This window comes from Haloarcula marina, from assembly GCF_024218775.1.
Classification (GTDB): domain Archaea; phylum Halobacteriota; class Halobacteria; order Halobacteriales; family Haloarculaceae; genus Haloarcula; species Haloarcula marina.
Map to the genome: position 1 here is coordinate 2,044,377 of NZ_CP100404.1, position 13,206 is coordinate 2,057,582.

Here is a 13,206-nt window from a genome sequence, read left to right on the forward strand (position 1 = left end):
GGCGGTGGCGACGAGGACTACACGTCGATATCGGACCGGAACTCCTCGCGCCCGCTCACACCCAGGTCGACGCGGTAGAGGCTCCCCGCGCCCGCGCCCTCTTCCGCCCGCGTCTCGACGCACGCGGTTGTAACGTACGCCGTCTCGTAGCCCTCGCCAGCGAACGTGAGCGACGACACCTTCCGCGGGTCGAACTCCACGGTCCGCTCGCGGGTCCCGTCCGGCGCGAAGCGAATCAGTTTGTGGCCGTCCCAGAACGCCGACCAGACGTGGTCCTCGTCGTCGACGGTCATGCCGTCGGGCATTCCCTCGATGTCGCTGGCGTCCAGAAACGTCTCCGGGTTCGAGATGTCCCCCGTCGCTCGGTCGTAGTCGTAGCGGTAGATGTAGCCCGGACAGTCCGGGTCGACTTCGCCGGTGTCGGTGAAGTAGAACTTCGAGAGGTCCTCGGTAAATCCCATCCCGTTCGGGAGGACGCACTCCTCCCGGACGAGCGTGAACGTCCCGTCGGTGTCGAGACGGTACAGTTGGCCCGACAGGTCGCGCTCGGTATCGGGCATCACGCCAGCGTAGACCCTCCCCTCGGGGTCGGCGATGACGTCGTTGAACCGCTCGTGGAAGCGGTCGGGGTCCGGGTCGGTGACGGTGTCGACCGTCCCAGAGTCTTGGTCGAGACGACGGACCGCACCGGCCTCTTGAAAGAGGAGGAGCGACCCGTCGGTCTGGAACGTGAAGCCCCCGATGCGCTCGTCGGCGTCCTCGTAGACGAGTTCGTGGTCGTCCGCCGTCGGGTCGTACCGATAGATGCGACCGTTCGGGATGTCACACCAGTAGAGCAGTTCCTCGTCGGGGTGCCACAGCGGTCCTTCGCCTGTCTCACACTCGATGTCGACGACTATTTCCGGAATTGCGTCGGCCATGCACTCAGTATCGACCCGGCGGACCGTAAACGTAACTGCGAGAAGGAGGGGAGTTAGTCGTCGTCCAGCAGTCCGGCGTTGAGCGTCCCCGTGGTCATCAGTTCGTTCAGCTCTTCGAGGTCCGTTTCCTCTGGCTGTTTGATGTCCACGAGATTACCCTGATACAGGACGCCGATGCGGTCGGCGTGGGCCAAGACGGACTCGATGTTGTGGCTCACGATGACGATAGTGATACCGTCCTCCGCCAGTTTATCGAGGGTGTTCTGGACGAGTCGCGTCGCGTCGACTGACAGCGCGCTCGTCGGTTCGTCTAAGATGATGACGTCCGGGTCGAACGCGAGCGCTCGACCGACCGCGACGAGTTGGCGCTGACCGCCGGAGAAGAACTCCACCTCGGTCTTGATGTCGACGTCGCGACCCAACCGCTCCATCATTATCTCCTCGGAGCGCGCGTACGTCTCTTCCCAGTCGATGATCGACAGCGGCCCGATACCGCGTCGGGGGAACTGCCCCATGAAGATGTTCGTCGCGATGTCCAGGTCGTCCATGAGCGCGAGGTCCTGGTACACGGTCTCGATGCCGTTGGCTCGCGCGTCCGACGGATTCGAGAAGTGGACTTCTCGCCCGTCTTTGTAGATGGTCCCCTTGGTGGGTGCGTGGACGCCGCTGAGGACGTTCATCAGCGTCGACTTCCCGGCCCCGTTGTCACCGACGAGGGCGAAGATTTCACCCTCCTGGATGTCGAGCGTGACGTCGTCGACGGCGATGATGCGACCGAACTGCTTGGTGACGTTCTCGACGCGAAGTTTCGGCGCGGAGCCATCGCTGGTGTCCTGCCCGCTCGCGCTCTCTTGTGCGGTTTCGGCGGCGTCTTCGACGCTCATGCCGCACCACTCGCGAGGATGCGAGCCCGAATCTTCGCCTGCGTGCTGTACAGCAGTATCGCCACCAGTAACACGATTCCGTTAATCATCTGAATTTGGGTCGCCCCGACTGCGGGGCTGTTGTTGAGTGCCGATTGGACGAGTTGGATGAGGATGACGCCGCCGAGCGCGCCGGTAATCTTCCCGCGCCCGCCGAACAGGCTGATGCCGCCGATGACCGCCCCGGCGAATGCCTGAAACACCAGTCCTTCACCGATGAGCGGTGGGACGACGCCGACGAAGCCGGTCAGCATCAGTCCGGCGATAGCCGCCAGCGTCCCGCTGATGGTGTAGACGAGGATGATGAGCCGTTCGGTGTCGATACCGACCTCTCGCGCCGACTTCTCTGAACTGCCGAGCGCGTACACGGACTGACCGAACGTGGTAAAGTGCATCAGGAGGCCGAACACGAGGAACGCAACCAGTAACACACCGATAGCGAACTCGGGGTTCCCACCGACGTCGACGTACAGGCGCGGCAGTCCCGTCACCGGTTGGGTCTGCATCGCCGTCTTCGCGCCCTCGAAGATGATGAGGAACGCGAGCGTCTGCAGGAACGGGTTCAGTCCGACTTTCGCGATCATGATACCGTTGACGAGGCCGATGAGCGACCCGGTCAGCAGGATGATGACGAAGCCAGCCCACGGGCTCGTGGTGATGCCCCAGCAACTCGGGCAGGTCCCGAGAATCATGCCGGTGAACATCGCCGAGAACCCGGCAATTGAGCCGATAGACAGGTCGAAGTGCCCGGACAGCAGACACAGACTCTCCGCGAGGACGAGCAGTCCGATGGGGACAGACGCCCAGAGCACGAGGCGGATGGCGTTGACGTTTCTGAGCGTCTGCGGGACGAACACGAGGACGCCGAGGATGACGATGGCCAGAATCGGCCAGATCATGTTGTCCAGCAGCGTGAGTATTACGTCGTCTCTGTCGCCGAATGTCCGTCCGATGAATCCTTGTTCCGTAGACATATTTGAAGGGATATGGTGTCGTTAGATGCCGCGTTCAGCCCCAGACGTTGCCCCAGAGGAATGGCTGGTCGTAGTTCTCGTCCGTGATGACGACGCTGTTGGTGCGGAACCACGGGTGACCGTTCTGTTCGCGCATGACTCCGGGTTCCCAGATGGGTTCGGACCACATCTCGACGCCCTTGTGCTGGCCGGGCTGGATGTTGAGTTGGTCGGCAGTGACCTCGGACCCGACTTCGGGGATGACGCTCGGGTCGTTGCCAGCCTCGACGTACTCCTTCATGTACTGCATCGCGATGGGGTTGTAGAAGTAGTTGGGCTGGTCGACGGCGGCGTCGATGGTGCCATCGCCGACGAGCGGGTTCACTTCTGGGCTACCGTCCATCTGCGTCAGACAGATGTGGCCCTCTTCGCCTTTCGGAACGAGCATGTCGAGGTTCCGAAGCGCCTGCACGACGCCGAGACCCATCGAGAGGTTGCCGGAGTAGATACCGTCGACGCGACCGTTCGCGTTGATCCACTCCTGCACTGTCGACTGGGCCTGGTCGCGGGCGTACTCGCCGTTGAGGGTCTGGACGACTTCGATGCTGTCGTTCTCGGCCAGAACGTCGAGGTACCCCTGCGAGCGCTGGTTCGCGGACTGGTTCCCTTGCGGGCCGCGGACGTTCAGCACGCGGTAGTTGTCCTTATCGGGGTACTGCGCTTCGAGCGCCGTGACCATCTCCTCTGCCGAACTCGCGCCGCCGTCGTAGTTGCTGAACCCGACGTACAGCGGAATCTGCGAACTCGACGTGTCGGCGTTCGTCGCGAATACCGGCGTGCCAGCGTCCATCGCGGCGTTGATGGCGCTCTCTGCGGCACCCGTCGACCAGACACCGACGAGGATGGCGTCGTGGTCGCTGTTGGTGAAGTCCCGGATGTCCTGCACCTGCTTCTGTGCGCTCTGCTGGTTCGGGCGCACGTCCAGTTCGATGCCGAGGTCCTCGGCGTAGAAGCGCGCCGCCTCGATGTAGGCCGTAATCCACGACCCGCCGCGGACGTACGCTGACATCCCGACCTTCTGGAGCGTGTTGCCGCTGCCGCCGTCCGAACTGCCCGTCGTACCGCCGTCACTGCCGCCGTCACTGCCACCGTCGCTACCGCCGTCACTGCCGCCGTCGCCACCGCCGCCGCCGTCGCCACCACCACACCCGGCGAGCGAAACCGTCGTTATCGCAGCACCTGTCGTCTTGATGAACTTCCGTCTGGTATTCTCTGCCATACAAAGGTCAGCTACAGGGTGTATATACATAAAGATTGTTGAAAACTGCTGTCGTCGGTCGTTCGTCGAGGTTAATATGCCTTCGAAGGATTTCGCGATAGTTCACGGACGAGACTGGGTAACGTGAGGATACTCTCCACGCTCCCACCGGCCGCAGATGTTGTACGATATCGTGTTTGTTTCGAACGTTTCTTTTCGGGAATTAACCGCCGTCGTCTCGTCGCATCACCGGGTATGTTCGCGCTGAGAAGTGGGTTCAGCCTTCTACGGTACCCTGACGTTAGAAGAAACATCTGTTCTCGACTCTCGACCGTGTGTGTTCGAACACGATTCGCGAACGGTCACACGTCGGTGCAAGACCACGGGCGGGCGGTCCGGTCGAGCGGTACATTCATCTGAGCGCGCCGCGCACGAAATTGTATGAAACTGTACCTCGATACCGGCGACACCGGCGCCGTCCGCGAAGCGATGGCGCTGGGCGTCATCGACGGTGTCACCACCAACCCGTCGCTCGTGGCGTCGACAGACGACTCGTATAGGACCGTCATCGCGAACCTCGCAGACCTCGTCGACGGCCCGTTGTTCGTCCAAGTCCTCGCCGACGACGTAGAGGGGATGGTCGAGGAAGCCCACGGCTATCAGCAGTGGGCCGACGACATCGTTGTGAAGATTCCCGCGACGCGCGAGGGGTTCGAGGCGCTGGGCAGACTCAGAGAGACCGGCGTCCGCGCGGGAACGACCGTCCTGTTCTCCGTCGAGCAGGCCGTTCTGGCGGCGAAGAACGACGCGACGTTCGTAGCACCCTACGTCGGCCGCCTCGACGACGCGGGTTCCGACGGCGTCGGGACAGTCAAACGCATCCAGACGATATACGACACCTACGGCTTCGAGACGGAGGTGCTGGCGGCGAGTATCCGCAACACCACGCAGGCCGTGGCGCTGTACGAGGCGGGCGTCGACGCGGTGACGATGTCCCCGTCCGTCCTCGACGACCACATCCCACACCCCGGCACCGACGAAGGCGTCGCCGGGTTCGAGGCCGACTGGGGCGACCGCGGCAGTCCGCTGACGGAGTGACACTCGGGCAGTAGCTAAGTACCGGCACGCTGAACGGGCGAGTATGTCCGAACATCCCACGGTGCTGGTCGCAGGCGACACGCTGGTCGATTTGGTCCCCGAACGCTCCGGGCCGCCGGGCGACGCCGGTGGTTACGCCCCGAAGTTCGGCGGGTCGGGCGCGAACGTCGCCCTGGCGATGGACCGAATCGGCGCGCCGCCGCTGTTCTGGACGCGCCTAGCGACCGACGACTTCGGGGCGTTCCTGCGGTCGCACTTCGAGGAGTCGGCCATCCCCGACCGCTTCATCGTGACAGATACCGGCGGACGGACCACGCTCGCCGTCGTCACGCACGACCAGACCGGGGACCGCTCGTTCACGTTCTACCGTGACCGCGGGGCGGACACCCGCCTCGAAACCGGCACCGTACCGGACGAGGCGCTCGATTCGCTGTCGTGGGTCCACACGACGGGCGTGACGATGAGCGTCGAACCGAGTCGGTCCGCGACGCTGGAACTGCAGTCGCGCGCGGCCGACCGGTGTACGGTGTCGCTCGACCCCAACTGGCGGCCGGAGATGTGGCACAGCACCCACGAGTTCCGGGCGGTCGTTCGCGGCGCGCTAGAGAGCGTCGACGTCGTCAAGGCGACGCCGGAGGACCTCGACGCCGCCGGGTTCGAAACCGACGACCACGAGGCGCTCGCTCGCGACGTCGCCGCGTACGGGCCGCACACCGTCGTCCTGACCCGCGGCGACCGCGGTGCGCTGTGCTACGGCACGGACGATAGCCCCGTGGCGGGATGGGCACGACACGCCGGGTACGACGTGGACGTGGTCGACACGACGGGGGCGGGCGACGCCTTCCTCGCCGGATTCATCGCGTCGCTCACCCACGGCGTCACCGACCCCGAGGAGGCGCTGGCGCTCGCGAACGCCGCCGGGGCCGTCGCCACGACGCAGGCCGGGGCGGTGTCGGCGCTGACCGGGTTCGACCGAATTCGACAGTTCCACGACCGAATTCCGTGGGCCGAGTGAGCGTCCGGACTGGCCGCACAGTCGTCCCGCGATAGTGAACAGTGTTAAGTCAGGGGCTATCGTAGGCTGGGCTATGCCCAGTCAGAACAACACCGTCGCCGCAACGAAAACGTCGTTCCGTATCCTCGAAGAACTCAAGCGGGCCGACGGGGCGGGCGTCACAGACGTAGCGAGCGAACTCGGCATCGCGAAAAGTACGGTCCACAACCACCTGCAGACGCTCTCAGAGGAGGAGTACATCATCTGCGAGGATGGGACCTACCGCGTGGGCCTGCGCTTTCTCGAACTCGGCGAGTACACGCGAAATCGGATGGATATCTACGAGAAAGCGCGCCCGGAGGTGAACGCACTCGCCGAGGAGACGGGCGAGATGGTGAACGCCGCCGTGGAGGAACACGGTGAAGGCGTCTATATCACCAGAGCGGAAGGCGGACAGGCGGTGAGCGTCGACACCTACGCGGGCAAACGCGTGAAACTCCACTGCACCGCGCTCGGAAAGACGATTCTCGCCCAACTGCCCGAGTCGCGCGTCGACGAGATAATCGCCATCCACGGCCTGCCCGAACGCACGGAGAACACGATTACCGACCCGGCCGAACTGAAGACAGAACTCGACGAGGTCAGAGAGCGCGGGTACGCCTACGACCGCGAGGAACGACTCCCCGGCCTCCGCTGTGTCGCCGCCCCCGTGGTCGCCGACGACGGGAACCTCGTCGCCGCTCTGAGCGTCTCGGGGCCGACGACGCGCATCAAGGGCGACCTGTTCCACGAGGAGATTCCGGAACTCCTGCGCTCGTCGGCCAACGTCATCGAAATCAACATGGCGTACTCGTAACTCGGATTCTCGTGACCTTTGTCCGTTCTCTGGTCCCCGTGGTTCGTCGGCCTGTGACCCGGTGAGCACCCCGCAATTCGCCCGTGTACTGTCAGAACGAGCGATTTCGATAGTCGTTCAGTCAGGCAGTTCTGGTGTTCACCCCTGCTGAACACACTGTAGCCCTAACCCAACTGATATAAAAGGCCGGTTATAACACAAATACTGGTGTTAGTAACTGAGCTAAAACGGAGCTAGTTTCGTAACACCGCCGTTCCGCAGAAGTGAACGCAGTTTCACTCTCACCGTACCGATTTCGAGGACCCGACCAGCGATTGCGCCGATAGAACCATATTGATTGACATGATTGTAGTGTGTATGGACCCACAGTCGTTTAGAGAGCGCTTACTCGACGGTGAGACGGTCGTCGGGACGTTCCAACTCCTCGACTCGGCGATGGCGGCGGAGATGCCAGGTGTCGCGGGGATGGACTTCACCATCCTCGACCAGGAGCACGGACCGCTGACAGCCGAAACCACCGCCGGGATGTGTGCGGCCGCCCAGCGGGCGGGGGCCGCGCCAATCGTCCGCGTTCGGAACAACTCCGAGGCGGAGATACAGCGTGCCCTCGACATCGGCGCGGCCGGAGTGGAGATTCCGCAAATCGAGACGGTCGAGGACGCGCGGGCCGCGGTGGAACACGCGCGGTTCGACCCTCTCGGTTCCCGCGGCCTCTCGCAGTACGTCCGAGCGGGCGGCTATACCGGGGCCGATGACTACACCGACCGGGAGAACGAGCGGCGGGCAGTCATCGGCCACATCGAAGGCGAGCGCGGTGTCGAGAATCTCGACGGCATCCTCGAGGTGGACGGCATCGACGTGCTGTTTCTCGGCCCCTACGACATGTCCCAGTCCATCGGCATCCCCGGGCGGGTGCGCGACGACCGGGTGGAGGCGCTGATGACGGAGGTCTGCGACCGGGCCACCGAGGCGGGAAAAGTCGTCGGGACGTTCGCCGACGACCCCGCGATGGCGCGCCAGTGGCTAGACGCCGGTGTGCAGTACGTCGCCGTCGGCGTCGACGGCGCGCTTCTGACACGGGCCTTCGAGGACATCGTCGACGCCGTCGACGCGGAGTGACCGCCCTCCCGCGCCGCCGGTAGTTCTTTTGTCACTCGGAGAGAGTGTCGGATATGGAGCTATCGGACCTGACTACGGCGTTCGACGACCGAGACTGGCAGACGCTCACCGAGACGGACGACCCCGTCCGCTTCGCGATGGTCGGGGTCGGATGGTGGACGCGCGAGCAGGCGATGCCCGCCGTCGCCGCCGGTGACCTGGCCGAAACGACGGTGCTGGTCAGCGGTGACTCGGAGAAAGCGGCGTCCGTGGCCGCCGACTCCGAGACGGTCGAACACGCCATCACGTACGAGGAGTTCCACGACGGCGTCGCCAGCGACGCCTACGACGCCGTCTACGTCGTGACCCCGAACGCGAAACACCTCCCGTTCGTCGAGACGGCCGCGGAACTCGGCAAGGCCGTCCTCTGCGAGAAGCCGATGGAGGCGACCGTCTCACGGGCCGAGCAGATGGTGTCGGCCTGTAACGAACACGACGTGACCCTGATGGTCGCCTACCGGATGCACACGGAACCCGCGGTCCGGCGGGCGAAGGACCTCATAGAGGCGGGCTACGTCGGCGACCCCGTCTTCGTCCACGGCAACATGACAGAACCCATTCTCGAACTCGTACCCGACCCGGACCAGTGGCGACTCGACTGGGACCTCTCCGGTGGCTGTGCGGCTATGGACATCGGCATCTACTCGCTCAACACCGCCCGGTTCCTGCTGGATGCCGACCCCATCGGGGTTCAGGGGTCGGTCGCTTCGGTCGCCGAAGAGTTCGACGACGTGCCCGACGAACACGCCGCGTTCAAGGTGGACTTCCCGAACCACGTGTTCGGCCTCTGTACCGCGAGTCAGAACGCCCACATGGCGAGTCACATCCGGGTGACCGGAACCGAGGGCGAGGTACGGGTCGAACCCGCGTTCTACCCGTGGGACGAGCGGAAACTCCACGTCTCCCACGGCGGGAGCGAGATGGAAATCGAGTTCGAGCAAATCGACCAGATGGAAGAGGAGTTCGAGTACTTCGCGCACTGTCTGCTGACCGAGACGGAACCGTACGGAACCGGCGAACACGGGTTAATGGACATCAAGACCATCAAGGGCGTCTACGAATCGGCCGAGACGGGCCGGGTCGTCGAACTCGACTGAACCCGGGTCGGGACGGCTACGATTCCCGGTGCGTCGACGGCCCGACGACGCCCGGCGACCCGAGGTCAACCCGGTCGCCGACGCGGACGACTTCGAGGGTTCGCGGATACTCGTAGGAGGCGGCGTGTTCGTGGAGTGACTTCGGGTCGGCCGCGACGCCCTTCCACATGTCGTAGTGCGAGGGGAGCAGTCGGGTCACTCGGAGGGCGTTGGCCGCCTCGACGACCTCGGACTCGGTCATGTACCACTTCGTCGGCCGCGTCCCGCCGTCGTCGGTGTGGTGGATGCGGCCGACCGTACCGAACGCGAGAACGCCGAGGTCGATGTCGAACTCCCGACCGATGGCCGCGAAGGCGTCGGCGGGCTTGCTGTCCCCGGGATGGAAGAATGTCCCGGCGTCGTGGTCGACGACGAACGACACCGGTTCGATGGCGTCGCCGTCGTCGGCCCCGCGGACGTGGACCGTGAAATCCCCGACCGAGAACTCGTCACCGACGGCGATGCGCTCCCGTCGGTCCGTATCGACCCGCAGGTCACCGTCGTAGTCCGGTTCCTCGTAGGCAGCCTCGGGCGCGTACAGCGTTCCCGATTCCTCGATGAGTGGGCCGTACGACGGCGGGTGCATGTGGTCGATGTGTTCGTGGGTGACGAGGACCGCATCGCAGGTATCGACGGCGGCGGGGTCGATTGGAACGGGAATCATCCGCACCAGCGTCGGCGGGTCGCCGTCGCCGAAGTACGGGTCGACGAACAGCGTCGTGGCCTGCGATTTGAGGACGAAGCCGTTACAGCCGAGGTACCACACGGCGACGCCGTCCGGTTCCGTGCGCGCTATCTCGTCCGCGAGCCACGTCCCCCACGTCGCGTGAATCGTGTCCTGTGTCATCGGTGTGTCGGGCGACAGGGCGGTGACGGCCCCTGGCTGGCCGTCCTCAGAAGTACTGGTTCAGGTAGTCCGAGGCGTTGTCCTGCGTGACTTCGAGCCCTTCGATGACGATGGTGTCTTCGACGCTCTCGTCGTTGAGGTAGGCAATCCCGCTCTCGATGGCCGTCGTCACCATCTCCTCGGGGAGTTGGGCGACGGTCCCGTAGTACTGGTTGTCCGAGAACAGTTGCACCCACGCCTCGGTGCCGTCGATGCCCGTCACCGGGATGGACCTGTTGGCGTTTCGGAGCGCCTGGTGCGCGCCGAGGGCCATCAAGTCGTTCTGACAGAACACGCCGTCTATCTGGTCGCCGTACTGCGTGAGGAAGTCCTCCATCACGTTCAGGGCGTTCTGCGTCGAGAACTCGCCGGTCTGACTGGCGAGGCGAGTGAGGCCGTCGTTCTCGCTCACGGCGTTGCTGAACCCCTCTCCGCGGTCGTTGGTGACGCTCGCGCCGGGCGTCCCTTCCAGTTGGACGACGTTGTAGGTGTCCTGACTGCCAGCGTCCTGCATGAACTGGAGACACAACTCGGTCGAGCGCTGGCCGAGTTGGACGTTGTCGGAGGCGACGTAGGTGACCGTCTCGCCCTCGGCGACGTTGCGGTCGATGGCGATGACGGGGATACCCGCCTCGTTGGCCTGCCGGATAGCGTTGATGACCCCCTCGGCCGTGATGGCCGAGATAAGCAGGAAGTCGATGTCGTTCGAGATGGCCGTCTCGACGTTCGAAACCTGCGTACTCTGGGAGTTGCCCGCGTCGTAGAACGTGGAACTCTGGGCTATCATGCCGTCGCTCTTGGCCTGATTGAACGCGTTCTGCATCCGCGCGAAGAACGTGAACTCCAGCGATGGAACGGACAGACCGACGGACGGCGGTTCGCTCGACTCCGTTGTCGAGGTAGTGTCTGTCGTACCGCCGTCGCCGCCGGTGGTGCCAGTCCCCGTCTCCGTATCGGCGCCGCCGTCGCCACCGTCGCCGCCGTCGCCGCCGCCACAGCCAGCGAGCAGGGCTGTTCCGGCAATCGCGCCGCTCCGAATAAACGTCCGTCTGCGAATGTCTCGTGGCATACGGTGACAGTATTCACCCCCACGGGTAAAAGAAGTATCGGTCAGGCTGACAGTTTTTTCAGTTATCAGTTTCAGTCCTGTCCGACAACGTTGGCGAGGACGGCCAGCATCAGGACGATACCCTGTGCCACCAGTTGGCCCGAGGGGCCGACGCCGAGGAGGTTCAGACCGTTCTGGAGGATGCCGAGTATGAGGACGCCGATGAGCGTCCCGACCATGTTACCGGACCCGCCGAAGAGGTTCGCGCCACCGAGGATGACGGCGGCGATGGGCGGGAGGAGGAGGCCCGTTCCCATCGTCGGGACGGCGCTTCCGAGGCGCCCGAGCGTCACCAACCCCGCGATGGCGGCGAACACGCCGGAGATGACGAGCGTCCCCATCCGGACGACCATGACGTTGATGCCCATCCGTTCGGCAGACTGCTTGTCGCCGCCGATAGCGTAGATGTAGAGGCCGAACTTCGTGTACGAGAGAATCAACTGCGAGATGACCAACAGCGACAGGAAGACGATGACGATGCTCGGAAAGCCGAAGATTCGTGACCCGCCGATGGCCGTCAGCGACGACGGGAGGCCGATAATCGGGCGGTTCCCGGAGACGATGAGGCCGAGGCCGTCGGCGAGGAACAGCATCGCCAGCGTCGTCATGAACGAGGGGACGCCGAACCGGGCGGTGACGTAACCGGAGATGAGGCCGAACAGCGCGCCGAGAGTCAGCCCGGCGAGGATTGCCACGACCACCGGGACACCGAACCCCTCGAACAGTCGCGCACCGACGGCGAGCGTCGCGATAGTCAGCCCACACACCTCCATCACCTGCGCGATGCTCAGGTCGATTTCGGCACAGAGAATGGGGAAGGTGACGCCGATAGCCATGATGCCGATAATCGACACCTGCTGGAGGACGTTCACCTGATTCTGGACGGTGAGAAACCGGTCGTTCAGCACCGAGAACGCCACGTAAAGACCGATCAGTCCGATAATCGGTCCGTACTGGCTAATCTTGGCTACCGTCAGTCGTTCGCCTATCGTGCCGGATTTGACGACCGAACTCGACATGCGAATACGTTTCAATGGATATACAATATACCTTTGGGCCTCGATAGCGCGGCGCATCGGCGGGAACCTTTTTACAGTTTGGCCGACACGTGTCTGTCATGGCCGCGGGCACCGAAACCGGCGCAGACCACATCGTCGAGATGGAGGGAATCACGAAGAAGTACGGCGAAGTGGTCGCGTTACAGGACGTGACGTTCAATCTCCGGCGTAACGAGGTGCTGGCGCTGGCGGGCGACAACGGCGCGGGCAAGTCGACGCTCATCAAGTGCCTCGCCGGGGCGATTCACCCCGACTCGGGGACGATACGCGTCGACGGGGAGACGGTCCGGATAGACAACCCCCGGCAGGCGAAGGACCTCGGTATCGAGACGACGTTTCAGGACCTCGCCGTCGCGGGTAACCTCACCGTCACGCAGAACATCTTCCTCGGACGAGAGGAAGTCAACGGCTACGACTCCCTGTTGGGCGTCCTCAACAAGAAGCGGATGCGCAAACGGGCCCAGGAACTCTTGGACGACTTGGAGATTCGCGTGGACGTCGACGAGAAGGTGTCGAACCTCTCGGGCGGCGAGCGCCAACTCGTCAGCATCTCGCGAACCCTCCTCTCCGACCCGAAAATCGTCATCATGGACGAACCGACGAGTGCGCTCTCCGTCGAAGGGGCCGACCGCGTCCTCGACCTCATAGACCGGATGCAGAACCAGGGCATCTCCATCATCCTCATCTCGCACAACCTCGACTACATCCGGCGGGCCGCCGACCGCATCCAAATTCTCCATCAGGGCCAGAGCGCGGGCATTCTCGACGGCGAACAGTTCGACCAGGACGAAATCGTCAAGCGGATGGTCGGCGGGATGCCAGAGGAGGAGCAGAGCGAACGGGCGGCCGACGCCTGAG

At 64.0% G+C, this 13,206-nt stretch carries 13 protein-coding genes; 6 read left to right on the forward strand and 7 right to left on the reverse strand.

Features of this window, described 5'->3' with window-relative positions; genetic code table 11:
- Nucleotides 1-17: 17 nt before the first annotated feature.
- From NJQ44_RS10620 to NJQ44_RS10635, 4 genes are read right to left on the reverse strand one after another with little or no spacing between them, the layout of a single operon-like run.
- Entirely contained in the window at nucleotides 18-920 is a 903-nt protein-coding gene (locus NJQ44_RS10620) for an SMP-30/gluconolactonase/LRE family protein (RefSeq protein ID WP_254271324.1), read from the reverse strand.
- Between the two features lie 53 nt (nucleotides 921-973).
- Entirely contained in the window at nucleotides 974-1,804 is an 831-nt protein-coding gene (locus tag NJQ44_RS10625; protein WP_254271325.1) for an ATP-binding cassette domain-containing protein, read from the reverse strand.
- Nucleotides 1,801-2,817 (reverse strand): ABC transporter permease, encoded by a 1,017-nt coding sequence (locus NJQ44_RS10630; protein WP_254271326.1) that lies wholly within the window; start codon nucleotides 2,815-2,817, stop codon nucleotides 1,801-1,803. The genes NJQ44_RS10625 and NJQ44_RS10630 overlap by 4 nt, the downstream gene beginning before the upstream one ends.
- Nucleotides 2,818-2,851: 34 nt before the next feature.
- Nucleotides 2,852-4,075, reverse strand: a complete 1,224-nt coding sequence (locus NJQ44_RS10635) for a sugar ABC transporter substrate-binding protein (protein WP_254271327.1) — start codon at nucleotides 4,073-4,075, stop codon at nucleotides 2,852-2,854.
- A gap of 420 nt (nucleotides 4,076-4,495) precedes the next feature.
- Here NJQ44_RS10635 and NJQ44_RS10640 point away from each other — a divergent pair, with 420 nt between their 5' ends.
- The 5 genes from NJQ44_RS10640 (at nucleotide 4,496) to gfo6 (ending at nucleotide 9,257) form a co-directional block, all read left to right on the forward strand.
- The gene (locus tag NJQ44_RS10640) at nucleotides 4,496-5,152 is read left to right on the forward strand and encodes a transaldolase family protein (RefSeq protein ID WP_254271328.1); all 657 of its coding nucleotides are present in this window, start codon (nucleotides 4,496-4,498) and stop codon (nucleotides 5,150-5,152) included.
- 43 nt (nucleotides 5,153-5,195) lie between these two features.
- Nucleotides 5,196-6,167 carry a carbohydrate kinase family protein gene (locus NJQ44_RS10645; RefSeq protein ID WP_254271329.1) on the forward strand — a complete coding sequence of 324 codons (972 nt, stop codon included), beginning with the start codon at nucleotides 5,196-5,198 and terminating at the stop codon, nucleotides 6,165-6,167.
- A 73-nt stretch (nucleotides 6,168-6,240) separates the two neighbouring features.
- On the forward strand, nucleotides 6,241-7,002 hold the full coding sequence (locus NJQ44_RS10650) for an IclR family transcriptional regulator (RefSeq protein ID WP_254271330.1): 762 nt from the start codon (nucleotides 6,241-6,243) through the stop codon (nucleotides 7,000-7,002).
- Nucleotides 7,003-7,359: 357 nt separating this feature from the next.
- Nucleotides 7,360-8,121, forward strand: coding sequence for an HpcH/HpaI aldolase family protein (locus NJQ44_RS10655; protein ID WP_254271331.1), 762 nt, complete (start codon nucleotides 7,360-7,362; stop codon nucleotides 8,119-8,121).
- Nucleotides 8,122-8,174: 53 nt separating this feature from the next.
- Entirely contained in the window at nucleotides 8,175-9,257 is a 1,083-nt protein-coding gene (gfo6, locus tag NJQ44_RS10660; RefSeq protein ID WP_254271332.1) for a D-xylose 1-dehydrogenase Gfo6, read from the forward strand.
- 16 nt (nucleotides 9,258-9,273) lie between these two features.
- Here gfo6 and NJQ44_RS10665 read toward each other — a convergent pair whose 3' ends face one another.
- The 3 genes from NJQ44_RS10665 to NJQ44_RS10675 all read right to left on the reverse strand — a co-directional run bounded on the left by NJQ44_RS10665 (nucleotide 9,274) and on the right by NJQ44_RS10675 (nucleotide 12,309).
- Nucleotides 9,274-10,143 carry an MBL fold metallo-hydrolase gene (locus NJQ44_RS10665; protein WP_254271333.1) on the reverse strand — a complete coding sequence of 290 codons (870 nt, stop codon included), beginning with the start codon at nucleotides 10,141-10,143 and terminating at the stop codon, nucleotides 9,274-9,276.
- A gap of 46 nt (nucleotides 10,144-10,189) precedes the next feature.
- The gene (locus tag NJQ44_RS10670) at nucleotides 10,190-11,251 is read right to left on the reverse strand and encodes a substrate-binding domain-containing protein (RefSeq protein WP_254271334.1); all 1,062 of its coding nucleotides are present in this window, start codon (nucleotides 11,249-11,251) and stop codon (nucleotides 10,190-10,192) included.
- Nucleotides 11,252-11,322: 71 nt separating this feature from the next.
- Nucleotides 11,323-12,309 (reverse strand): ABC transporter permease, encoded by a 987-nt coding sequence (locus tag NJQ44_RS10675; RefSeq protein WP_254271335.1) that lies wholly within the window; start codon nucleotides 12,307-12,309, stop codon nucleotides 11,323-11,325.
- Nucleotides 12,310-12,407: 98 nt separating this feature from the next.
- Between NJQ44_RS10675 and NJQ44_RS10680 the strand changes: the two genes are divergently transcribed.
- The gene (locus NJQ44_RS10680; RefSeq protein ID WP_254271336.1) at nucleotides 12,408-13,205 is read left to right on the forward strand and encodes an ATP-binding cassette domain-containing protein; all 798 of its coding nucleotides are present in this window, start codon (nucleotides 12,408-12,410) and stop codon (nucleotides 13,203-13,205) included.
- The last annotated feature ends 1 nt before the right edge of the window (nucleotide 13,206 follow it).